The 24,138-nt window shown below is 69.3% G+C and carries 12 protein-coding genes; 7 read left to right on the top strand and 5 right to left on the bottom strand.

The features are described 5' to 3' along the window. Positions 1–124: 124 nt before the first annotated feature. The 5 genes from LDL21_RS05720 to LDL21_RS05740 form a co-directional block, all read right to left on the bottom strand. Positions 125–913, bottom strand: a complete 789-nt coding sequence (locus LDL21_RS05720; RefSeq protein ID WP_225279059.1) for an ABC transporter permease — start codon at positions 911–913, stop codon at positions 125–127. Continuing rightward, positions 913–1,731, bottom strand: a complete 819-nt coding sequence (locus tag LDL21_RS05725; RefSeq protein ID WP_225279060.1) for an ABC transporter permease — start codon at positions 1,729–1,731, stop codon at positions 913–915. The genes LDL21_RS05720 and LDL21_RS05725 overlap by 1 nt, the downstream gene beginning before the upstream one ends. After that, positions 1,728–2,744, bottom strand: coding sequence for an ATP-binding cassette domain-containing protein (locus tag LDL21_RS05730; RefSeq protein ID WP_225279061.1), 1,017 nt, complete (start codon positions 2,742–2,744; stop codon positions 1,728–1,730). The genes LDL21_RS05725 and LDL21_RS05730 overlap by 4 nt, the downstream gene beginning before the upstream one ends. After that, complete coding sequence (locus LDL21_RS05735) at positions 2,741–16,069, bottom strand: non-ribosomal peptide synthetase (protein WP_225279062.1); 13,329 nt, start codon at positions 16,067–16,069, stop codon at positions 2,741–2,743. The genes LDL21_RS05730 and LDL21_RS05735 overlap by 4 nt, the downstream gene beginning before the upstream one ends. Before the next feature lie 101 nt (positions 16,070–16,170). Continuing rightward, positions 16,171–16,581 (bottom strand): AMP-binding protein, encoded by a 411-nt coding sequence (locus LDL21_RS05740; RefSeq protein WP_225279063.1) that lies wholly within the window; start codon positions 16,579–16,581, stop codon positions 16,171–16,173. A 382-nt stretch (positions 16,582–16,963) separates the two neighbouring features. Here LDL21_RS05740 and ctaD point away from each other — a divergent pair, with 382 nt between their 5' ends. The 7 genes from ctaD to LDL21_RS05775 all read left to right on the top strand — a co-directional run bounded on the left by ctaD (position 16,964) and on the right by LDL21_RS05775 (position 24,131). Further along, positions 16,964–18,703 (top strand): aa3-type cytochrome oxidase subunit I, encoded by a 1,740-nt coding sequence (gene ctaD, locus LDL21_RS05745; protein ID WP_181700858.1) that lies wholly within the window; start codon positions 16,964–16,966, stop codon positions 18,701–18,703. An 85-nt stretch (positions 18,704–18,788) separates the two neighbouring features. Next, the gene (gene serB / locus LDL21_RS05750) at positions 18,789–20,018 is read left to right on the top strand and encodes a phosphoserine phosphatase SerB (protein WP_133733910.1); all 1,230 of its coding nucleotides are present in this window, start codon (positions 18,789–18,791) and stop codon (positions 20,016–20,018) included. Positions 20,019–20,074: 56 nt separating this feature from the next. Continuing rightward, positions 20,075–20,500 carry a protease inhibitor I42 family protein gene (locus LDL21_RS05755; protein WP_225279064.1) on the top strand — a complete coding sequence of 142 codons (426 nt, stop codon included), beginning with the start codon at positions 20,075–20,077 and terminating at the stop codon, positions 20,498–20,500. 72 nt (positions 20,501–20,572) lie between these two features. Then, on the top strand, positions 20,573–21,331 hold the full coding sequence (locus LDL21_RS05760; protein ID WP_225279248.1) for a peptidyl-tRNA hydrolase: 759 nt from the start codon (positions 20,573–20,575) through the stop codon (positions 21,329–21,331). 143 nt (positions 21,332–21,474) lie between these two features. Continuing rightward, complete coding sequence (locus LDL21_RS05765; RefSeq protein WP_181700852.1) at positions 21,475–21,633, top strand: hypothetical protein; 159 nt, start codon at positions 21,475–21,477, stop codon at positions 21,631–21,633. Between the two features lie 18 nt (positions 21,634–21,651). Continuing rightward, the gene (locus LDL21_RS05770) at positions 21,652–22,488 is read left to right on the top strand and encodes an ABC transporter ATP-binding protein (RefSeq protein ID WP_181700850.1); all 837 of its coding nucleotides are present in this window, start codon (positions 21,652–21,654) and stop codon (positions 22,486–22,488) included. 836 nt (positions 22,489–23,324) lie between these two features. Beyond that, positions 23,325–24,131: an NUDIX hydrolase gene (locus tag LDL21_RS05775; protein WP_225279065.1), complete on the top strand. Its 807-nt coding sequence runs from the start codon at positions 23,325–23,327 to the stop codon at positions 24,129–24,131. Positions 24,132–24,138 lie beyond the last annotated feature (7 nt).

Consider the following 24,138-nt stretch of genomic DNA (forward strand, 5'->3'; position numbering starts at 1 on the left):
CCTCGGCTGAAGGGACCTTCGCAGACGGTCGCAGGCGAGCACACCGTCTGCAATGAAGACGCGCCGGAGCGTGAAAAGTCATCGCCATCGACCGGCCCGTCATGCGGAGGAGCGTCCGGGTACCTCAGCGGCGGCTGGCCCGTCTGAAGCCGATGGCGGCGGGGACGGCGAACAGCAGGATCGCACCGGCCGACCAGACGAGGGTGAGCAGTAGTGGGCGGGCGACGGGCCCGTGGTCGGCGAGGCCGCGCATTGCATCGACGGCGACCGACATCGGCTGATTGCGGACGAGCGGCTGGATCCAGGTGGGGAAAGCGACGAGCGGCACGAATCCGGTGCTGAAGAACATCATCAGCGAGGTGAGGATGGTGATCCCCTCCACCAGCGAAGACTTCGCCGTGTAGACGGCCACGGCGGTGACGATGGTGGCGAAGGCCAGCCCGAAAACCACCGGGACCAGCAGGAAGACGAGCGCCGCCAGCGGTCCCTGCTGGAATCGGAAGCCGAGCAGCACCCCGACGATCACGACGGTGACGGTACCGAGCAGGATGCGGCATCCCTCGGCGAGGATGCGGGAGGCCAGGCCGGAGGCCCGGTGCACGGGCAGCACCCAGAAGCGGGCGAGCAGTCCGGCGTCGCGTTCGCGGCCGAGCAGTACTCCGCTCGCCACGGCACCGGAAAGGGCGCCGACGATCGCGACCATCGGGACCGAGCTGGACAGCGCGTTCTCCCCGGTGAACCGCTCGATCTGGCCGCCGACCACGATGTCGAGCATCACGAGCAGCAGACACGGGATGAACAACGCCTCGAGCACGGTGATCGGATTGCGGGCCCAGCGCAGTAGCAGGCGCTGGGTCTGGATCGTCGTCTGCCGGACCAGTGCCACCGGTGAGGTTTCCGACTGCGTTGTCATCACGCCCTCCTCGAACTCAGCCGGATCGCCGCCGGGGTGCAGATCAGCAGGATCGCGGCCAGCCACAGCAGCGACGGGCCCATCAGCGACCAGCTCACCGCACCGGTGTCGGCCTTGGTGTCACCGGCGAGCGCGCGTAATCCGGTCGCGAACTGCGAGACGGGCTGGTTGCGCACGAACCACTGGACCCAGGTGGGGAACTGGTCCGCCGGTGCCAGGCCCGTCGAGAGCATGCCGAAGATCAACGGCGGCAGCATCAGCGCCTGCGAGGTGGTCTCCGGGCTTTTGGACAGCGTGCCGATCACGTCGGCACCCAGGGTGAACGCGATGCCGATGAGCAGGGAGAGCGCCAGGAACCCGAGGGTGTGCGCGGCATCGAGCCGGAACCGGAACCCGATCACGTAACCGGACGCGATCGCCGCCGCCAGCGCCAGCAGCAGCCGGAACAGGTTGCCCGACATCCGTGCCGCCACCGGAACCAGCGGCCGCAGTGGCATCGAGGCGAACCGCCGGTCGATCCCGGCGACGGAATCGGTGGCCGATCGGAACGCGGCCGAGATGGCCGTGAACGCCGCCGCCTGCAAGATGACCAGCGGCATCATGTACTGGGCGTAACTACTGAAACCGTTGCCGGAGAACGACATCACCGTCTTCAACGGAATGTAGAAGCTGGCGGTGAAGGCCGCCGGTGCCAGCAGCGAGGCCAGCACCTCACCGGATTTGACCGACGGCACGATCAGCCGGGTGGTCAGTACCCACCACTGCTGCAGCGTGTTCGGGGCGGCGCGCCAGTGCGTCTGCCAGGTGGCGGCGGTCATGAGATGGCCTGCGGTGCGGATTCGGTCGAGGCGAGGTGACCGGTGAGCTGGAGGAACACGTCGTCGAGCGAGGGCCGTCGCAGGGCGATGTCGACGAGTTCGAGCCCGGCGTTGTCGAGCCGCCGCAGGGCTTCGGCGAGCGTTTTCGCACCGTCGGGGGCGGGGATGGTGATGCGGTCCGATTCCGGGGTGAGGGCCGCCAGGTGCTCGGCGGGCAGCAATGTGCCGAGCGCTGCCACGATCGCGGGCAGCTCCTGCAGATCCAGCGGCACGATCTCGCAGTAGCTGCCGCCGGTGCGGTGCTTGAGCTCGTCGGCGGTGCCCGAGGCGATCACCACACCGTGGTCGATCACGATGATCCGGTCGCTGAGGGCGTCGGCCTCCTCCAGGTACTGGGTGGTGAGCAGGGTGGTGATGCCCGCGCTCTTGAAGCTGCGCACCAGATCCCAGACGCCCTGCCTGCTGCGCGGGTCGAGACCGGTGGTCGGCTCGTCGAGGAACGCCACGTCGGGCCGAACCACCAGGCCGCAGGCGATATCGATGCGGCGCCGCATACCGCCGGAGTAGGTGCCGACGCGTCGATCGGCGGCCTGGTCGAGGTCGAATTCGGCGATGAGCTCACTGGCCCGGGCGCGGGCGTCCGTTTTGCGCAGACCCATCAGCCTGCCGAACATCACCAGGTTCTCGTAGCCGCTGAGCATGTCGTCGAGCGCGGCGTACTGACCGGTGAGCATGATCCGTTTGCGCACCGCGGCCGGGTCGGCGACGACATCGTGGCCGGCGACCGTCGCCCGGCCACGGTCGGGCATGACGAGGGTGGACAGGACGTTCACCATGGTCGTCTTGCCCGCGCCGTTGGGGCCGAGGATGCCGAGCACCTCGCCGGGCGCGGCCTCGAAGTCGATGCCGCGCAGGGCGCGCACCTCCCCGAAGGATTTCTCGATCCCCTCGACGACGACGCCACCGGTGGCGGTGCGCGCAGGGCTGTGTACGACAGTGTGTTCGACACTCATATCCGGTCTCCTGCTTCCATGTGGTCGTCGAGCACCGGCGAGATCACCGACAGTGCGTAGGGGTTGGTCAGATCGTCGTGGGACACGTCGACGTCGTGATTGACGATGTCGCCGAGCACGTAGGGCCGCCAGCCGTCGGGTCCCATCCATTCGGCGGGGTCGACGGTGGCGCTGAAGTACAGGACATCGCCCTGGTAGACGGGGCGCCGGTAGCCGGTCCTGGTCCCCGCGGAGGCGTTGTAGGAGCCCGCCATCCGCTCGATGGTCGCGGCATCGATGAGTTCGACGCCGCCGAGCCGGGCGGTGATGAGGTCCGCCGCCTCCTCGGCCGTCGAGGTGGCGGGGACGTCGTCGATGCCGAAGATCGCCCCGAAGGTGTTGACGAACGCACCGGGCGAGAGGCGTTCGATGGTGTCACCGTCGATGTCGGCGGTGTCGGTGTCCAGGAGCGCGACCACCCCGACTCGCTCACCCGCCGCTGCCAATTCGACCGCCATGGCGTGGGCGATCAGGCCGCCGAAGGACCAGCCGAGCAGGTGATACGGGCCGGTCGGATGGACGGCGCGGATCTCGCGCACGTAGCGGTGGGCGAATTCCTCGATGGACCGAGCCGACGGTTCCCGGCCGCTGAGATCGGGCGCTTGAAGGCCGTAGATCGGTCGTCCCGGGCGTAGCTGCTCGGCCAATCCCAGGTAGCTCCAGGACATTCCGGAGGAGGAGTGGACGCAGAACAGGGCGGGGCGGTCGCCGCCAGGCCGGATCGGCAGCAGGACGTCGAGACCGAGGCCCGCCGGTCCTGCCTTGACCGGGGCGGTGCGGGCTGTCATCGCGGCGGCTTCGTCGGCCGAAGCGGTTCGGGCGGCCGGTGTTTCGGCGAAGCGGGCTGCCGCGCGCATCGCGTCAGCCCACAGGGCGGCGAGCTCGGTGACGTCTTCCTCGGCCAGTAGCTCTGCGGCGTAGCCGAATTCGGCGTGCAGACGTTCGCCCGTGACCATCGCGTTGATGTCGACGGCCGACATGATCGGCACATCCTGGTGCTCGGGTGCGGCCAGGTCGCCGAGCGCGTCGGTGGGCAGCCAGCCGAGCCCTTCGAGCCCGACGGGGGTCTCCACGGAGGTGTGCCTGCCGAGGTAGTTCAGGCAGATCTGGCCGGGTAGCCGAGCCGGAAGCTGTTGTGCGGTCGTGGGATTCAGGTAGCGCAACATCCCGAAGCCGATGCCCTTGTCCGGCACCGACAGCAGGTCGTGCTTCACCGCCCGGATGGCCGCACCCATCGCGGTCCCGCCCGTGAACGCCTCGTCGACATCGACGCCGTCGAGATCGAGCCGGACCGGGTACAGGGTGGTGAACCAGCCGATGGTTCGTGACAGGTCGGCGCCCGGCACGATCTCCTCCTGCCTGCCGTGGCCTTCCAGCCGCAGCAGCGCCGAACGCTCGCTGACGCCGCGGCGCAGCCGCCATCGGACCAGGGCCAGGGCGAGGGTGGCCAGCAGCGCGTCGGTGACCGTCCCCAGGAACAGCCGGGGCAGGGTGGTGAGCAGCGCCGCAGTGGTGTCCTCGTCGACCTCGATGCCGAAACGGCGCACCGTGTGTGCCTGATCGATCGCCGGATCGAGGTGCCGCGTGCCGAGCAGCGGGTCGGGACCGTTCACCACCTGCTGCCAGTAGCCGAGCTCGGATTCGCGCCGTTCGGAGTTCGCCTGCTCGGTGAGGGCGTGCGACCAGCGCCGCATCGAGGTGCCGATCTCGGGGAGCACCGGTGTGGTGCCCGCGGCGACCTGAGCCCAGGCGGCGATCAAGTCCTGCACCAGGATTCGCCATGACACGCTGTCGATCGCGAGATGGTGGGCCACCACGATCAGCCGACCGGGCCGGGTGTGCGAACCGGCGTCACCGACGGGATCGAGCCACACGAATTGCAGCACGACACCATCGGCCGGTCGCAGCCGGTTCATCGCGGTGTCGAGTTCGGTCTGCGCGAATTCCCGCAGGTCGACCGGGTCGGCAGCGGAGTCGAACGCGGTGCGATGCACCAGGGCGTCGACGTTCACCGACCCCGGCTCGGCGACCCGCAGCCGCCAGCCGTCCGCGCTCGCCCACAGCCGCGATCGGAGCATGTCGTGCCGGTCGATCACGGCCGTGAGCGTGGCGACGAGCGCGGCCCGGTCGATGCCCACGGGCAGTTCGAGGACTGCCGTCTGGGCGAAGCGATCGAAGTTCCCGCCGCGTTCGACCATGTACCGCACGATCGGGGTCAGCGGAAGGTCTCCGGTGCCACCGCCGGGCAGTTCGGCGAGCGCTTCGACGGTGTCGGCGGCGTCGATCGCGGCGCCGAGGGCGGCCACGGTGCGATGTTCGAACACCTGCAGGGGCGTGCAGTGCACACCGCGCAGCTTGGCCTGGGTCACCAGCTGGATGGCGAGGATGCTGTCGCCGCCGAGCGCGAAGAAGGAATCATCGATGCCCACCTGATCGCGGCCGAGCAGCTCGGCGTACACCTCGGCCAGCACCTTCTCGGTCGGTGTCTCCGGTGCTCGATAGGGCGCCTCGTCGGTGACGAAAACCGGTGCGGGCAGCGCCTTTCGATCCAGTTTGCCGACCGCGTTCACCGGGATCTCATCCAGGACGACGAAGGCTGCGGGCACCATGTACGCGGGCAGGGTGTCGGCCGCCAAGGCGCGGACGCGGTCGATGTCCAGTTCGGCCCCGGGCACGCGCACCAGGTAGGCGGCGAGCGCGGTGGCTCCGGTCGGCCCGGGAACACCAAGTGTCACAGCCACTTCCACTCCATCGATGCCGCTGAGGACCGCGTCGATCTCGCCGAGCTCGATGCGCTGACCACGCACCTTCACCTGGAAATCGGTGCGGCCCAGATATTCCAGGGCGAACCCGGACGCACCACGGGACCAGCGCACCAGATCGCCGGTGCGATAGAGCAGGTCACCGGGGGCGCCGAACGGGTCGGCCACGAACCTGGCCGCCGTGAGCCCCGGCCGGGCGTGGTAACCACGCGCCAAGGCGGTGCCCGCGAGGTAGAGCTCACCCGCGACGCCGACCGGTACCGGGCTCAGCCGGTCGTCGAGCACGAGTGCTGCCGCACCACGCACCGGAGTGCCGATCGTGACCGGCTCCGTCGCCGACAGCGGCCCGGAACCTGTTGCCCAGATGGTGTATTCGGTGGGGCCGTACAGGTTGACCATCGTCCGCCCGTCGGTGCCACCGCACCACCGCGCGACCAGGTCGGGACCGACCGCTTCGCCTGCCACCGCGAGAACCCGCACACTCGACACCTCGGCGGGATCGATGGTCGACAGTGCCGAGGGGGTGATCACCATGTGGGTCACCCCCTCGGCCGCGATGAGTTCGGCCAGGGGTGCCCCACCGAACACGTCCGGCGGAGCGATGACGGCGGCGGCGCCACAGCCGAAGGCCATCAGGGCCTCGAAGATCGAGGCGTCGAAACTCGGTGAGGCGACCTGTAAGACGCGGGCGTGCACGTCCGAACGCAGATCGGCGCGCTGGGCGGCGACAAGATCGGCCAGGCCACGGTGGGTGACGGTGACGCCCTTCGGGATACCGGTCGACCCGGAGGTGTAGATCATCCAGGCCGGGTTCTCGACCCTGATCAGTGCCGGGAGGTCTTCGAGCGCGCTGTCGTCGGCGGCGTCCAGGCGCGCGGCGAAGTCCGGGTCGTCGAGGATCAGCCAGCGGGTGGCGTCCGACAGCGCGGGTCGGTATTCGGCGAGGGTGATCCCGACGCGCGCATCGGAATCGGTGAGCATGTGCTCGATGCGGTCGGCTGGATGCTTCGGATCGACCGGCAGGAACGCCGCGCCTGCCTTCGCTGCGGCCCAGATGCCGAGGTGCAGCTCGGGGCAACGAGGAAGGCCCAGGGCGACAACGGTTTCCGTGCGCGCGCCCGCCGCGATGAGCAGCCGGGCCAGCTGGTTCGAGCGGGCATCGAGGGCGCGGTAGGTCGTCGTGCCGGCGGTGCCGGCGACCAAGGCGGGACGGTCGGGGTAGGTGGTCGCTGTGGTGGTGAGCAACTGGGCAAGGGTGGTTGTTCCGGCGGTGGCGGGCCCGCGCACCGGAACCAGTTCGGCGCGTTCGGCTTCCGCGAGGATGTCGATGTCGGACAGCCGGGTGTCGGGGGCGGTGAGGACGGTGGTGAGTACCTGCTTCCAGCGGTCGGCGAACGAGACGACGGTGGCCGGGTCGAACAGGTCCGTCGCGTAGGTGAGGACGCCGTCGATACCTGCCGCACCGGAATCGGTGAAGCGTTCGCGCAGGTCGAGGGTGAGGTCGAAGGCCGAGGAGCGCCGGTCGAAATCCTCGACCTCGAAACGCAGCCCGGCTAGCTCGAGGACCGGTTCGACGAAGTTCTGCAGCGACAACGACACCTGGAACAGCGGGTGATGCGCGGTGGAACGGGTGGGGTCGAGGGCTTGGACGAGTTGTTCGAACGGCACGTCGGCATGGGCGAACGCGTCGAGGTCGGTGGCGCGGACGGCGGCGAGCAGCTGCCGGACATCGGTGCCGGGGTCGACCGCGGTGCGCAGGGCGAGGGTGTTCACGAACATCCCGACCAGGTCGTCGAGGGCCGCATCGCCCCGGCCGGCGATCGGGGTGCCGATGACGACGTCGTCGGTGCCGCCGAGCCGGGCCAGCAGGACCGCCAGCGCCGCGTGCACCACCATGAAGACGCTCACCTGATTGGCGGCGGCGAAGTCGATCAGTGCCCGGTGCGTTTGCTCGTCGATGCCGAAGTCCACGTCGTCGCTGCGCATCGTCTGCACGGCGGGTCGTGGCCGGTCCGAGGGAAGTTCCAGTGCGTCCGGCGCGCCGGCGAGCGTTTCACGCCAGTATTGAACCTGCTGGGCGGCAAGAGATTCCGGCTCCGAGGGGGTGCCGAGCAGTTCGCGATGCCACAGCGCGAAGTCCGCGTACTGCGCTGCGAGCGGCGGCCGCGACGGTGCCTCGCCCGCGACCCGCGCCGAATACGCGGCGACCAGATCGGCGGCCAAGGGCGCCATCGACGCACCGTCGGCGCTGATGTGGTGCACCACGAGAACCAGGACGTGCTCGGTCACACCATCAGCGGATTCGCTACCCGAGGGCCGGGCAGATGCAGGCGGACGGTCGGCTCCAGCGCGCTGCGTGTGCGCAGAAGGGCGCTGTGGCATGGCCGGAGACGAGCCCGACAGCGCGCTGTCGACTGGTTCGGTGTCCCGATCTCGGCTCACGGCGGCGGGACGAACCGCGAACAGTCCGATGCGCAGGGGTGCCTCGCGGGTGAGGTCGAACCCGGTGCCCGCCAGCTCGTTGATCCGAGCACGCAGTGCGGCACCGTCTTCGGTTTCGATCAGCGGCATCACCGGCGTGGCGGTGTCGATACCGACGACGACCTGACGTGGGCCCTCGGCGTCGGCGGGATAGCGGGTGCGCAGGCTTTCCTGCCGGTCGATCACGTCGATCAGCGCCCCGCGCATGGCCTCGACATCCAGGGTTCCGGTGAGGCGCAGCGCGATCGCGATGTTGTAGGCCGAGGAGGCGGGATCCAGCTGGTTGAGCACCCACATGCGCTGCTGCGCGGGGGACAGCGGGATACGATCCGGGCGCACCCGGGGCGCGAGGGCGGGCCGTCCGGGAGTGCCCTCCGCGGCGGGTATCACCCTGGCCGACAGTTGCGCCACCGTCGGCGCGTCGAACAGGTCGCGCAGGGCGATGGTCGAGCCGAGCGCCGCATTGACCCGCGCCACCACTTTGGTCGCGCTCAGCGAATTGCCGCCCAGTTCGAAGAACGACTGGTCGACGCTCACCCGCTCGCTGCCGAGCACCTCGCCGAAGACCTCGGCAACGGATTGTTCGACGGGCGTGCGCGGTGCCAGATACGCCTGCCGGGCCGCCGAGAAGTCCGGTACCGGAAGGGCTTTGCGGTCCAGCTTGCCCACCGGTGTGAGCGGGATGTCGTCGAGCACGACGACATACGCGGGAACCATGTAACCGGGCAGTTCGGCCGCGACCCGCGCCCGCAACCGCTCGGTGTCGAGTTCGACATGGGGGACCGGCAGCACATAGGACACGAGCACGGTCGCGCCCGCCGGTCCTTCGCGCCCGATGGTGACCGCGTAGTCGATCTCCTCGTCGCGCGAGAGCACCGCATCGATCTCACCGAGCTCGATGCGCAGACCGCGGATCTTCACCTGGAAGTCGCTGCGGCCCAGGTACTCCAAGCTGAGCTGGGCGTCCGCGTCGGTCACCCAGCGCACCATGTCGCCGGTCCGGTACATGCGCTCGCCGGGCGCGCCGAACGGATCGGCGACGAAGCGACCGGCGGTCATCTCGAAGCGGTTGAAGTAACCGCGGGCCAGCGCGGGACCCGACAGGTACAGCTCACCGGCGATACCGACCGGGACCGGTCGCAACCAGCTGTCGAGCACCACCACCGCCGCACCGCGAATCGGCCCACCGATGGTGACCGGCGCACCGGCCACGAGTTCGGCGGGACCGGTCGCCCAGATACTGAACTCGGTCGGCCCGTACAGGTTCACCATGCGCCTGCCCGCGGCCCACTTCTCGATGAGCTCGGGGGTGGCCGCCTCGCCCGCCACCGCGAGTACCCGCAGGTCGGTGAGGTCGGTGGGTTCCATCGTGGCCAGAGCCGACGGCGTGATGACCGCGTGGGTGACGCGTTCGGTGCGCAGCAACGTCTCCAGCTCGCTGCCGCCGTACACCTCCGGTGGGGACACCACGAGCCGTCCACCCGCCGCATGTGCGGTGAGCATTTCGAAGACCGACGCGTCGAAGCTGGGGGAGGCCACCTGCAACGCACTCGCCGACGGATCGAGAGCGAGCGTTTCGCGCTGGGCAGCAACGAGATTGGCGAGGCCGCGATGGCTGAGCAGGACCGCTTTCGGTTTGCCGGTCGATCCGGAGGTGTAGATCAGGTAGGCGGTGTGGTCGATGTCGAGGGGTCCGCCGCGTTCGGCATCGGTGATCGGCGCGTCCGACACCAGCATGACCCGGCGCAGAGTGTTCAGGTCGTCCAGCAGCAGCCAGTCGATGGATCCGGGCAGGGTCTCGCCGGTCTCGGTGACGGTGACACCGATCGGCGCCTTGGAATCGGCGAGCATGTGTTCGATCCGCTCCACCGGGTAGCTGGGGTCCAGCGGCACGAACGCCGCGCCCGTCTTGGCCAGCGCCCACACCGCCACCACCGACTCCAGGGATCGGGTCAGGGCGAGCACGACGAACACCTCGGGCCCGATGCCCCGGCCCAGCAGGACCCGCGCGAACCGGTTCGACCAGGCGTCGAGTTCGCCGTAGGTCATGCGCAGGTCGCCCGAACTGACCGCGATCGCGGTGGGGTCGATGCGGGCGCCCGCCGTCAGCACGTCGGGCAGGGTGCGCATCGGCAGCGCAGGGGCACCGTATACCGGTGCCAGCGAGGCCCTTTCGTCGTCGTCGCAATGTTGCAGACGGGCCACCGGAATGTCCGGATTCTCGGCGAGCTCACCGAGGAGCCGGACGAACCGGTCCAGAAGGGACTGTGCCGCAGTGTGTTCGAGCTGATCGGCCATGAATTTGACGGTGATGCGCAAGGTGTCGCCCGCGTCGTCCTCGCCGCGCAGCGGAATCACCATGAGGTTCAGTGGATAGGGCGTGGCGTCGGTGCCCTCCACGTCCAGTACGCGCATCCCGGCGATGTCGAGGGCCTGTGACAGCGCCGCCCGGTCGATCGGATAGGACTCGAAAACGGTGAGTGTGTCGAACAATTCGGCCAGCCCGACAGCGTGATGGATCGCCGCAAGCCCTACATGCTGGTGGTCCATCAGCCGCGCCTGCTCGGCCTGGACCCGGGCCAGCAGGTCGGTGACCCGCTCGCCGGGGTCGAGCGTCACCCGCACGGGCAGCGTGTTGATGAACAGCCCGACCATCTCCTCGACGCCGGGCAGCTCCGGCGGCCGACCCGACACGGTGCTGCCGAACACCACATCGGTGCGGCCGGTGAGCATGGTGAGTACCAGCGCCCAACCCGCCTGCACGAGGGTGTTCACCGTGGCACCGGCGGCGCGGGCGGCGGATTCGAGAGTGGCGACGGTGGTGCGTGGCAGGTCGCGCGAGATCATCGCGGTCTCGGTCGACTCGATCCCGGCCAGGGTGGGGACCGCACGGGTCGGGGTGTCGATCCCGGCCAGCGACCGCGTCCACGCGTCCAGCGATTCCTGGGCGTCCTGCTCCGCGAGCCAGGACAGGAATTCGCGGTAGGACCGAGGCGGCGGCAGCGGTGCGGTGTCGCCCGCGGTGACGTAGAGGGCGAGCAGTTCACGGACCAGCAGGGGCGTCGACCAGCCGTCGAGTACCAGGTGGTGATTGGTCATCACGAGGCGGTACGTGTCGGGCGCCGTCGTGATCAGGGTGAACCGCAGCAGCGGGGGACGGGTGAGGTCGAAGCGGGTGAGCGCGTCCAGTTCGACAACGCGGTCGAGCTCGCGCTCCCGCTGTTTCTCGGCGATATCGGTGAGATCGATCTCGTTCCACTGGATCTCGGCATCGGCGAGGACGAGTTGGCGTGGTCCGTCGGCGGTTTCGACGAACGCCGCCCGCAGGTTCTCGTGCCGGTCGACCACGGCCTGGGCCGCGCGGCGCAGGCGGGCGCTGTCGACGGTGCCCGCCAGGGTGAGCAGGGACTGGACGGTGTAGCCGTCGGCGGTGTCGGAGTCGTAGAGCGCGTGGAACAGCAACCCGTACTGCAGCGGCGAGAGCGGCCACACATCGGCGAGATTCGGATAGGTCGACTCCCAGTTGTCGATCTGGGACTGATCGACCGTGACGAGAGCGAAGTCCGAGGGTGTGCGCCCACCTGCCCTGTCGGTGCGCGCATGGTCGGCCAGTGCGTCGAGTGCCTGTGACCACAGCTCGCTCAGCTCTCGCACGTCGGCTTCGCCGAGCAGCCTGCCCGCGTACGCCCAGGTGACCTCCAGCCCCGCCTCGGTGAGCACGGCGTTGACGTCGACAACGGCGGCCAGGGGCGCGCGGTCGTCGTTGGTCGCGGCGAAGCGGCGCGGCAGCCAGGGGTCCTCGCCGGTGACCGCCCGGCCCAGATAGTTGAAGCTGAGCTGGGGCATCGGCGCGTCCGCCAGGGCCGGTGCCGTCTCGCTGTTCAGGTACCGCAACAGTCCGTAGCTGACGCCCCGATCGGGGACGGCGCGCAACTGCTCCTTGGTCGCCTTGACGACCGAGCCCGCCGAGTCGCCGCCTGCGAACGCGTCGTCCAAGTCGATGCCCGCCAGGTCGATCGCGACGGGGTAGACGGTGGTGAACCAGCCGACGGTGCGGCCGATATCGGCACCGGGCAGCAGGGATTCGCTGCGGCCGTGACCTTCCAGGGTCAGCAGGGTGCCCGTGCGCGCGCGCCAGCGGCACACCGCCATGGTGAGCGCGGCGAGCAGTACATCGTCCGCGCCGCAATGGAATCGCTCGGGAACGGCGGTGAGCACCGCATGCGCGACCGCGGTGGGGACGGTCGATCGCAGCTGCGCCATGGTGGCGACCACATCGCGGGTCGGATCGAAGGTGTCGCGGCCGAACGCCGGGTCGGGGGTGGCCGCGATCCGCTGCCAGACGGGCAGCTCGCCGGCACGCAGCGCCGCCTGTTCCGCCTGACCGTGCGCCCACCGCCGGAACGAAGTCTCGACCGGAGCGGGCGTGCCACCGAAGGCGGCGATCGCCAAGTCGGGCAGCAGGATCCGCCAGGACACACCGTCGGTGACGAGGTGGTGCAGCACGAGCCAGCACAGCGGAGCGGCATCCGTGCGTTCGATCAGCACGCAGCGCACCACGACGCCTGCGGTGGGATCGAGCAGGTCGGCCGCGTCCTGCAACGCGCGGTCGACATCGTCGTCGGAATCCGACCGCATCGCCTCGACGAGACTGTCGGCGTCGATCGAACCGGGCTCGGCGACAACCCATTCCCCGGTGTCGCGCAGCGAGCTGCGCAGCAGATCGTGATGATCGAGCAGCACTCCGAGCGCCGCGGCGAGGGTCTCGCGGCGGGTGCCGTCGGGCAGCCCGATCAGGACGGCCTGACCGTAGCGACCCCACGGCTCACCGTGCTCGATCATGGCGTGCACGATGGGCGTGAGTTCCACCGCGCCGACACCGCCGCCGGGCAACTCGTGCACCACGGTGGCCTCGGCGTCGCCCGCGATCGCGGCCAGCGCGGCCACGGTCTTGCGTTCGAACACGTCGCGCGCGCTGAACGCGATCCCCGCCGTCTTCGCCCGCGAGACCAGCTGAATGGACACGATGCTGTCACCGCCGAGGGCGAAGAAGCTGTCGTCCACCCCCACTGTGTCCACCCCGAGCACCTCGGCGAACAGGGCGGCGAGGGCTTCCTCGCGCGGGTTGGACGGCGCCCTGCTCGCCACGGTTCGGGCACCGAAATCCGGTGCGGGCAGGGCCTTGCGGTCCACCTTGCCGAGCGGAGTGAGTGGAACCCGGTCGAGCACGATCACCGAGGCGGGCACCATGTACGCGGGAAGAGTCTCGCCCACAGCGGCTTTCACCGCCTCGGGATGGATATCGGCAGCCGGCTCGACGGTGATGTAGGAGGCGAGAGCGGTCGCGCCGGACGGTGTCTCGACACCGAGAGTGATGGCGAAGTCGACGGCGGGCAGCCGTTGCAGCGCGGCATCGATCTCGCCGAGTTCGATCCGGTACCCGCGCACCTTCACCTGGAAGTCGCTGCGGCCCTGGTATTCCAGCGTGAACCGGCCGTCGTCGGCGGTCCAGCGCACCAGGTCGCCCGTGCGGTACATGCGCGCTCCCGGCGCGTACGGGTCGGCGACGAAGCGGCTCGCGGTCAGACCGCCGCGCCGGTGGTAACCACGCGCCACCCCGGGGCCCGACAGGTACAGCTCACCCACCGTGCCCGGTGCGACCGGCCGCAACCACGGATCGAGCACCAGCCCGCTCACCCCACGGGCGAGACCACCGATGGTGACCGGGCCGCCCGGAGTCAGCGGTTCGCTCAGCGTTGCGGTGACCGTGGTCTCGGTGGGGCCGTAGCCGTTGAGCAGCCTGCGCCCGGCCCACTTCGACACGAGCTCGGGCGGACAGGCGTCGCCACCGACCACGATGGTGGACAGGTCGGGCAGGGTCGCCGGATCGAGGGAGCCGACGACCGTCGGGGTCACGTTCAGATGGGTCACGCGGTGCGCGCGCAAGACCTGCGCCATGTCCTCGCCCGCGTAGGCCGACGGCGGCACGACAGCGAGGGTGGCCCCGGCCGCAAGCGTCACCAGGATCTCCTCCACGGAGATATCGAAGCTCGGGGAAACGGCGTGCGCCACAACAGAACCCGGCTCGACACCGAAACCCGCACCCGAACCGGCGGCGAGATTCGCCAGTCCGCGATGCGACACGAGCACGCCCTTGGGCAATCCGGTCGAGCCGGAGGTGTAGATGACGTAGGCGATCTGATCGGGGTGGATCGAGGCGGTCCGGTCGGCGTCGGTGATCGGCGTGGCCCGCTGCGCGGCGACGCGGCCGACGGTGGCTTCGTCGTCGAGGCAGAGCCAGTCGACTTTGTCGGACAACGATTTCCGTGCCTGGGTCACCGTCAGGCCGGTGACCACCGCGCTGTCGTCGATCATGTGCTCGATCCGGTCGTCCGGATAGGTCGGATCGATCGGGACGAAGGGCGCACTCGACTTGGCGACCGCGATCGTGGCGAGCACCGATTCGGCCGAGCGCGGAATCGACAGCGCCACAGCGTGTTCCGGGGCCGCACCGGCCGCGATGAGCACGCGAGCCAGCCGATTCGTGTATTCGTCGACCTCACGGTAGGTCATCGTGTCGTCCACGCCCCAGCGCAGGGCCACCGCGTCGGGATCGATCGCGGCGCCCGCGGCGAGGATCTCGGGCAGGGTGCGCTGCGCGACCCCGGCCGCGCCACGCGCGGGCACCGAGACGGCCTGCTCGGCATCGGCGAGCACGTGGACCGACGACAGCGGTGCCTCGGGGCCCGCGGCGAGGAAACGATGCAGGAACCGCAGGAAACGGTCGTGATGCGCGGCCAGCTCCGCCGGACTGTAGAGGTTGCCGTTGCCCTGGAGATCGATATGGGTGCTCTCGCCACCCATCCCCGGATACAGGTTGACGAACAGATCGTCGATCAGGCCGGAGGTGAGCACATGCAGGCGGCCGACGACCGGGCCGAGCGCGATCTTGGTGTCCACCATCATCAGGTTCACCGCCGGCCCGAACGACACCGCCTCGTCCATCGACCAGCCCAGATCGCGGATGATGTCCTCCTGGCGGTACCGCTGCCGTCGCAGCGCCCCCGTGAGCTCGCTCTGCACGGCGAGGATCGCCGCACCCACCGTGGTGGTCGGTTCGAGACGGACCCGCAGCGGGACGACATTGGCCAGCATGCCGCCCGAGCGGCGCAGCGTCGCGGAGGTCCGCGCGGACACCGGCAGGCTCAGCACGACTTCGGGCGCACCGGTCATCGCGGCGAGATAGGCGCCGAAGGCGGCCACCACGGTCGGTGCGACCCCCGAATTGATCTCGGCGGCAACCGAATCCAGCAGTGCGCTCGTCTCGGCGGGCAGCGCGCCTGCTACCCGGGTGGGATGACTGTCGACCTCGGCGGCACGACCGGCGAGGGTGACCGGGTCGGGCAGGTCGGCCAGATGGGTGCGCCAGTACTCACGGTCGGCCGCGAAACGGTCCGAGCTGCGGTAGGCCAGGTCGGCCTCGACGATGCGCTGCAACGGCTCGGCCTTGGCCGGTGGGGGCTCGCGGCCCTCGAAGGCGGCGTTGTACAGCTCGCCGGTGCGCTGGACCAGCGCCAGCGCGCCCATCCCGTCGAGCACGATGTGATGCATCCGCGAGTACCAGAACCAGCGATCCTCGGCGATCCGCAGCATCGCCAGGCGGACCAGACGGTCACGTGTCATGTCCAGTGGTGCGGAGTACTCGGCGCGCATCCAGGCGTGCGCGGTCGCTTCCGGATCGGGTTCGCCGCGCAGATCCAGCTCGGCGATGTCGGCGTCCAGGGTCGGGTCGACGAGTTGATGGGGTTGCCCGTCGATATCGACCAGGCGCACGAATCCGGTGCCGAACTCGCGACCGGTGCGCCGCACGGCCGCGGTCAGCAGTGCGTGGTCGATCGCGCCGCTGAGTTCGACGTACTGGGCGATGGACAGGGGAGTATCGCCCGCGATGTGCTGGGCGAACCAGATGCCCCGCTGGGCGGCGGACAGGGGGAAAGGATCTTCGGGCGCGGTGTCGGACGCTCGCGAAGAAGGCTGGATCATGAGCTGACCTGCGTTTTCATTTCTGGAGCCCGGTGTCCCCGACCGCTTGGTACTGCGCTCAGGCTCCATTCTGGACCTGTGGGGAGCAGACCGGAATGGGTTCAGGAGACCGCGCGCAGATCGATGCCGGACAGCGGGGCGTCCGAGCTCACCAGATAGCGCCGCAGGGTCGACCGATCGTCGAGGACCAGCCAGTCGACGGTGTCGGAGAGTTCGCCGCGCCGAGACCTCGTGGTGATCCCGAAACGGGTGCCGGACTGCTCCTCGGCACTCACCGGGACGGCGCCGATCTTGCGCACCGCGGCCTCGGCGACGACGGCCTCCACCCGGGGATCGATCGCGAGGGCGATCCGGTCGCCCGCGCCCGCGCCACGGCCGAGCAGCAGCCGGGCCAGGCGATTCGCCCAGCGGTCCAGGTCGGCGTCGGCGAGCCGGCCGTCGGCGATCGGTGCGCCCGAGCGGCGCGGCAGCTGGATGACGTTGTCGGCGGGTGCGGTGACCAGGGTGCTCATCGTGTTCCCCTCGAGGGCTTGTCAGCGGTGTTTTCGGTACACCTCTAATCTCGTCGCCCAGGGGCCTCGCCGACAGCGACCCCAGCGGTGGGGCACGCACTCCGAGGGGGACCGAATACCACCCCAAGGTGGGTGAACCGGATCGACCGCGGAGCAGACGCGCCGGAACCCGAAAGGTTGTCCCCGCCAACCGTTGCACCCGCGCGACCTGCGGAGGACGATGGCGATCGGCGTCTACGGCGCGCCGAATACGACACAGAGTAGGACCCGCGCGGAATGCTGCGGCCGCACGGTTTACGATTCACTTCAACGCATGTCTGCTGCCCTTGTACGAGGCGCGGTCGGCTCTGCGAGTGACGTACAGGCATCTTCAGGAGGATCAGTGACTGCGGTAGAGCCCAGGCCAGTCCCTCAGTTGGAAGCGACTCGACCGTATCCGGCTCGGACCGGGCCGAAGGGCTCGTTCCTCTACAAGGCGGTCACCACCACCGACCCCAAGGTGCTCGGCACCATGTACCTGGTGACGGCGATCAGCTTCTTCATGATCGGCGGCCTCATGGCGCTGCTCATGCGTGGCGAGCTCGCCCGTCCGGGTCTGCAGTTCCTGTCGCCGGAGCAGTTCAACCAGCTGTTCACCATGCACGGCACGATCATGCTGCTGTTCTACGCGACCGCGATCGTGTTCGGCTTCGCCAACATCATCCTGCCGCTGCAGATCGGCGCCCCCGACGTCGCCTTCCCGCGTCTGAACGCGTTCAGCTACTGGCTGTACCTGTTCGGCGCCTCGATGGCGACCGCGGGCTTCGTGACCCCCGGTGGCGCCGCGGACTTCGGCTGGACGGCGTACGTGCCGCTCACCGACATCCTGCACTCGCCCGGTGTCGGCACCGACCTGTGGATCCTTGGTCTTGCCGTGTCCGGTCTGGGCACCATCCTCGGTGGCGTCAACATGCTCACCACCGTGGTCTGCCTGCGCGCACCCGGTATGACCATGTTCCGCATGCCGATCTTCACCTGGAACATCGCGGTCACCTCGGTCCTCGTGCTGCTCGCGTTCCCGCTGCTCACCGCGGCCCTGTTCGGCCTGGCCTACGACCGCCACCTGGGCGGCCACATCTACGACCCGGCCACCGGCGGCATCCTGCTCTACCAGCACCTGTTCTGGTTCTTCGGCCACCCCGAGGTGTACATCATCGCGCTGCCGTTCTTCGGCATCGTCTCCGAGATCTTCCCGGTGTTCAGCCGTAAGCCGATCTTCGGTTACACCACGCTGGTCTACGCGACCCTCGGTATCGCCGCGCTGTCCATCGCCGTGTGGGCGCACCACATGTACGCCACCGGCGCCGTGCTGCTGCCGTACTTCTCGTTCATGACCTTCCTCATCGCGGTCCCGACCGGTGTGAAGTTCTTCAACTGGATCGGCACGATGTGGCGCGGTCAGTTGACGTTCGAATCACCGATGCTGTGGTCGATCGGCTTCCTGGTGACCTTCCTCTTCGGTGGTCTGTCGGGTGTCATCCTCGCCTCGCCGCCGCTGGACTTCCACGTCACCGACTCGTACTTCGTCGTCGCGCACTTCCACTACGTGCTCTTCGGCACCATCGTGTTCGCCACCTTCGCCGGTATCTACTTCTGGTTCCCGAAGATGACCGGCCGCATGATGGACGAGCGTCTGGCCAAGTGGCACTTCTGGGCCACCTTCATCGGCTTCCACACCACCTTCCTGGTGCAGCACTGGCTGGGCGCCGAGGGTATGCCGCGTCGCTACGCCGACTACCTGCCCAGCGACGGCTTCACCACGCTGAACACCATCTCCACCATCGGCGCGTTCATCCTCGGCGCCTCGATGCTGCCGTTCGTGTGGAACACCTTCAAGAGCTACCGCTACGGTGAGGTCGTCACCGTGGACGACCCGTGGGGTTACGGCAACTCGCTCGAGTGGGCCACCACCTGCCCGCCGCCGCGCCACAACTTCTACGAGCTGCCGCGCATCCGCTCGGAGCGTCCGGCGTTCGAGCTGCACTACCCGCACATGATCGAGCGCATGAAGCGCGAGGCGCACGTGGGTTGGGGCTCGGGCAAGCACAACGCCCACGCCGACGAACCCGTGCTGACGAAGTAACAAGGAACCACCGAACGACCAGGGTGTGCACCTGCTGGGTGACCAGCGGGTGCACACTCTTTTTGTGGGTAAACGAACGGAGCAGATCGACTTGGCCGACACCACAGTTCTCGTGACCGTCACCGGCCCCGACCGACCCGGCGTCACCTCGGTGCTGCTGGCGGCGTTGTCGCGGCATCAGGTGAGCCTGCTGGACGTGGAGCAGGTGGTCATCCGGGGCAGGCTCACCCTCGGTGTGCTGGTCTCGTGCCCGAACGACCCCGAGGCGCTGCAGGACGAGCTCGAAGAGGCGATGAACACCGTCGGCATGCAGGTCGACGTGTCGGTCGACGCGCAGATCGGCAAGCCGCCGATGTCGACCCACGCCGTGGTCGTGCTCGGCTCGCCGGTCACCGCCCATGCCTTCAGTGCGATCTCGCGGCTGCTCGCCGGGCTCGGCGCCAATATCGACACCATTCGTGGCATCGCCGACTACCCGGTGACCGGCATGGAGCTCATGGTGTCGGCGGCCGACTCCGGTGCCGACACCGACGCCCGACTGCGCACGGCGCTGGCCGATGTCGCCGTCGCCGAACAGGTCGACATCGCTGTGGAACGCGCCGGCCTGGCGCGGCGTGCCAAGCGGCTCATCGTGTTCGATGTGGACTCCACCCTCATCCAGGGTGAGGTCATCGAGATGCTCGCCGCGCACGCGGGCGTCGAGGAGCAGGTCCGCGAGGTCACCGAGGCCGCGATGCGCGGTGAACTCGACTTCGCCGAGTCGCTGCGCCAGCGCGTGGCCACGCTCGAGGGGCTCGACGAATCGGTGATCGAGGAGGTCGCCGACCGCATCGAACTCACCCCGGGCGCGCGCACCACGATCCGCACGCTGCGCAGGCTCGGGTTCCGCTGTGGCGTGGTCTCCGGCGGGTTCCGGCAAGTCATCGAGCCGCTCGCGCACGAGCTGGAACTCGACTTCGTGCAGGCCAACACCCTCGAGATCATCGACGGCAAACTCACCGGACGGGTCACCGGCGAGATCGTCGACCGCGCGTTCAAGGCGACCGCGCTGCGCAAGTTCGCCGCCGACGCGGGCGTGCCGATGGAGCAGACCGTTGCCGTGGGCGACGGCGCCAACGACATCGACATGCTCAACGCGGCCGGGCTCGGTGTGGCGTTCAACGCCAAGCCCGCGCTGCGTGAGGTGGCCGATACGGCGCTGTCGCACCCCTACCTGGACGCGGTGCTGTTCATCCTCGGTGTGACGCGTGACGAGGTGGAGGCGGCCGACGCCCGCGACGGCGGGGTCCGTCGAGTTCCGCTGCTCGGCCGTTAGTTCCGGGCACGGCGGGTAATCCCAGCGCAGAAAGACCTTCGGCGTTGGGAGAGTCCGTGCGCAAATTCCTGCTCGTTCCGCTCGTCGTGGCCGGTCTGCTCGCGGGCTGCGGTGACGACGAACCGATCCCCGACAGCATCGGATCGACGACGCTCACCCTGCCGAGCACCGCTCCGGCGGTCGCGAAACCTGCGGTCACCGTCGACCAGTCGGCCGCCGGTCGCACGGTCACCCTCGACGTGGGTCAGGAACTGCGGGTGCGGCTGCCTCAGTCGGCCGACTCGGACCAGGAATGGGAGCCGGTGAATATCGACGAGGGCATCCTGGTCGCGGAGGAACCCGTGGCCGAGGGCCAGACGACGGTGTGGCCGTTGCGGGCGGTCGCCAAGGGGACGACGACAGTCGAGTTCACCCACGGGCAGCTCGAGGAACCGCCGGTCCGGCCCGAGGGCACCTTCCTGGTGACGGTCGAGGTCTCCTAGCGCGCACGGCTCGCTACGCTGGTTCGCACGTGTGGTGTCGATCGAATCGGGTGTGGTGTGGGTAGCGCGGAACTGAGCGGTGGGGAAACCGAGGTGGAGGTCCGCGACGAAGCGGCCGAATTCGCTGTGCGGCACGCCGAATTGGCGCACGGCTACGGCGGCAACGGCGATCCCGACGACCCGGCCATGGTGCAGGCGATGCAGATGGTGCTGCACATCCCGAAGGCCGAACCACCCGCGCGCAGTGCGCTACTGGCCGCTGCGGCCGCCGCCGCGGTCGCGGTGTGCCTCGACCCGCGTTCCGGGCCCGGCGGCGAATGGGAAGCGCGGTATCTGGCGTGGAAGCGCTCACGGATCAGGAAGGTGGCCCGCCGGGCGCGCGGTGCGCAGTGGGTGGCGGCCAACGACGTCGAGGGGGTGACCGTCGACATCGACGGTGCGCAGGCGCGGGCCTTCGTCCCCGGCCCGGTCGGCGGAATCGACCCGCGCATCCGCAAACTCCAGATCGGCGGAACCGACCTCGAACACGACGAACCGGGCCCGCCCGACCCCGACCTACCGGTGCTGTGGGTGAACAGCGGACTGGAGATGTCGGTGGGCAAGGCGGCCGCGCAGGTGGGGCACGCGAGCATGCTGCTGGCCGGCGCCATGCCGGTCGAAGCGGCCGCCGCCTGGGCCGAACGCGAATTCCGTTGCGCGGTGCGCGATGCCGACGCGCGACAGTGGTCCGAACTCGTCGCGCAGGTATCGGCGGGACGTGCTGTCGCCGTGCGGGACGCAGGCTTCACCGAGGTGGCCCCGGGCTCGATGACGGTGATCGCCGTGCCGTGAGACGGCCGACACGCGCGAGCGAATCGGTCGGCTGTCGTTGCGGTTCCCGCGCGTCGTCGCGATGTCCGGGTGTACCGGCGGCATCGTGTGGGTAAGACCTATCGGATACCCGTCCGCAGCGAGAGACACACGGAGGTTCCGCCATGATGACGACAATCGCCGTGATCCTGATCGTATGGGTCGCACTCGCGGTGCCGGTGTCGTTCCTCGCCGCCCGGATGCTGCGCAGCGACCTCGGCGCGTCGCGCGAAGCGGTGCGGCACCGAACCGACGAATCCCACCCGGGCCGGTCGTTCCGCTGAGGGCTCCCGTGGGCCAAGATGGAGCGCGTGTCGCAACCCGATCCAGATCTGCTCATCGACTTCTCCGACGTCACCATCCGCCGCTCGGGCCGAACGCTCGTCGGCCCGGTCACCTGGCAGGTCGAACTCGACGAACGCTGGGTGGTCCTCGGCCCCAACGGTGCCGGTAAGACCTCACTGCTGAGAATGGCTGCCGCCGAGGTCCATCCGACCTCCGGGACAGCGAACCTGTTGGGCGAGACCCTCGGTCGCGTCGACGTCACCGAATTACGCCCACGCATCGGCCTGTCCTCGGCGGCGGTGGCCAGCCGCATCCCCGTCGACGAGAAGGTCAGCGACCTGGTGGTGTCGGCCGGGTACGCGGTGCTCGGCCGCTGGCGCGAACGCTACGACGACATCGACACCGAACGCGCCGTCGACATGCTGGAAACCCTTGGCGCCGAACACCTTTCCGACCGTACCTACGGCACCCTCTCCGAAGGCGAACGCAAGCGGGTGCTCATCGCGCGTGCCCTGATGACCGACCCGGAACTGCTCCTGCTCGACGAACCGGCCGCGGGTCTGGACCTCGGCGGACGCGAGGAACTCGTCGAACGCCTCGGCGATTTGGCTGCGGATCCCGACGCGCCGGCCATGGTTCTGGTGACCCATCACGTGGAGGAGATCCCGCCGGGGTTCACTCATGCGCTGCTGCTCAAGGAGGGTGAGGTGGTCGGGCAGGGGCTGCTCGAGGATGTGCTCACGGCCGACAATCTGAGCAAGGCGTTCAGCCAGGCCATCGCGCTCGACCGGGTTGACGGGCGGTGGTTCGCTCGGCGGGCGCGTCGGTCGGGTGGGCATCGGCGCCGGAACTGACCGGCTGTCGCGCCAGGATCTTTTGGTATTGCGCCCATAGAGGTACTGGCTGTGTTTGTTGGAGCGCTGGCGCGCTCGAGCGCGGCCCCTGAGGGGTCGCGCGAACAGCGCTCGAGACTCGCGCCTGCGGCGCATGCGCTTCGAGCGCTGTTCGCGCGGCCGGGCCGCTGCGCCGCTTCGCGGCGGACCCTCCTCGAGGTCGGGTCGTGCGGGGTTGGGAATGCAGTCATGGCGGACTTGAGTGGTGCCGTGTGGCTGGGTGTGCGGTAGGTGGCGGACTCGGGTGGTGCCACGTGGTCGGGAGCCCGGTAGGTGGCGGACTTGGGTGGTGCCACGTGGGCCGGGTGTGCGGTAGGTGCGGACTCGGGTCGTGCCGTGTGGTCGGGAGCCCGGTAGGTGGCGGACTTGGGTGGTGCCACGTGGGCCGGGTGTGCGGTAGGTGCGGACTCGAGTGGTGCCGCTTTGGCTGGGAGTGCGGCAGGTGGCGGACTCGGGTGGTGTCTTGTGGGCTGGGAGACCGGTGGGTGGCGGACTCGGGTGGTGCCTTGTGGGCTGGGAAACCGGTGGGTGGCGGACTCGATCGAGTGGTGCCGGGGGCTGCTGAGGAGCCTGGTAGGTGGCGCACCGGGGGGTTTGGGCTGTTGTTGGGGGCGGACCCGGTGGTGAGGGTGGCTTCGTGTCGGTTGCTCGGGGTTGGACCGGTGGGTGGACCGGTCGGTCGCATCACGGACCAAGCAACGGTTAGGGTGCGTAAGGATCGGGGACCGGCCGTGCGGTGTGGTCGGGGTCTGTCGCGTATCGATCGGCAATGGTGCTGGTCGTAGAGAGGAACGGCTATGAGCGAGTCCGTGGTGCGGGCGCGGGATGCGTCGACGGTGATGCTGGTGCGCGACGGCGCGAGCGGCATCGAGGTTTTCCTGCAGCAGCGGGTGACTGGGATGGCGTTCGCCGCGGGGGTCACCGTGTTCCCCGGCGGTGGAGTCGACCCGGCCGACGGGACCGCCGACATCGCCTGGACCGGACCCGAACCCGCCTGGTGGGCGCAGCGTTTCGGCACCGACGAGCAGTCCGCGCAGGCGCTGGTCGCCGCGGCGGTGCGCGAGACGTTCGAGGAGTGCGGTGTGCTGCTCGCCGGCCCGACCGCCGACACCGTGGTGTGCGATTCGACGGTCTACCGGGAGGCGCGCGGCAGGCTGGAGCGGCGCGAGATCTCCCTCGCGGGCTTCCTGGCCGCCGAGGGCCTGGTGCTGCGTGCCGACCTGCTGCGGCCGTGGTCGAACTGGATCACGCCCGAGGCCGAACCGCGCCGCTACGACACCCGGTTCTTCGTCGCGGTGCTGCCGGTGGGGCAGATCGCCGACGGTGCGACCTCCGAGGCTGCGCACGTGCGCTGGCAGACACCGCGTGACGCGCTCGAGAGCTGGCGTGCGGGCGAACACGTGCTGATGCCGCCCACCTGGTCGCAGCTCGACGCCCTGTGCGAATTCGCCGACACCACCGCCGTGCTGGCGGCCGACCGGGCTATCACCCCGATCATGCCCAGGTACGCCCCGGGCGCCGACGGTCGCCCGCTGTCGGACTTCCCCGACAACGAACGGTATTTCGACCAGCTCCCGGACGTGGACGCCCTGCGCGGCCGGTAGGTTTGGC

This window comes from Nocardia rosealba, from assembly GCF_020216065.1.
Taxonomy (GTDB): Bacteria; Actinomycetota; Actinomycetes; order Mycobacteriales; family Mycobacteriaceae; genus Nocardia; species Nocardia rosealba.

Excerpts from the sequence above, each read along its gene's own strand:
- LDL21_RS05730 (WP_225279061.1), bottom strand. The coding sequence starts at position 2,744 with ATGAGTGTCGAACACACTGTCGTACACAGCCCTGCGCGCACCGCCACC.
- LDL21_RS05735 (WP_225279062.1), bottom strand. The coding sequence starts at position 16,069 with ATGATCCAGCCTTCTTCGCGAGCGTCCGACACCGCGCCCGAAGATCCT.
- LDL21_RS05765 (WP_181700852.1), top strand. The coding sequence starts at position 21,475 with ATGATGACGACAATCGCCGTGATCCTGATCGTATGGGTCGCACTCGCG.
- LDL21_RS05775 (WP_225279065.1), top strand. The coding sequence starts at position 23,325 with ATGAGCGAGTCCGTGGTGCGGGCGCGGGATGCGTCGACGGTGATGCTG.
- LDL21_RS05720 (WP_225279059.1), bottom strand. The coding sequence starts at position 913 with ATGACAACGCAGTCGGAAACCTCACCGGTGGCACTGGTCCGGCAGACG.
- LDL21_RS05770 (WP_181700850.1), top strand. The coding sequence starts at position 21,652 with ATGGAGCGCGTGTCGCAACCCGATCCAGATCTGCTCATCGACTTCTCC.
- LDL21_RS05725 (WP_225279060.1), bottom strand. The coding sequence starts at position 1,731 with ATGACCGCCGCCACCTGGCAGACGCACTGGCGCGCCGCCCCGAACACG.
- LDL21_RS05740 (WP_225279063.1), bottom strand. The coding sequence starts at position 16,581 with ATGAGCACCCTGGTCACCGCACCCGCCGACAACGTCATCCAGCTGCCG.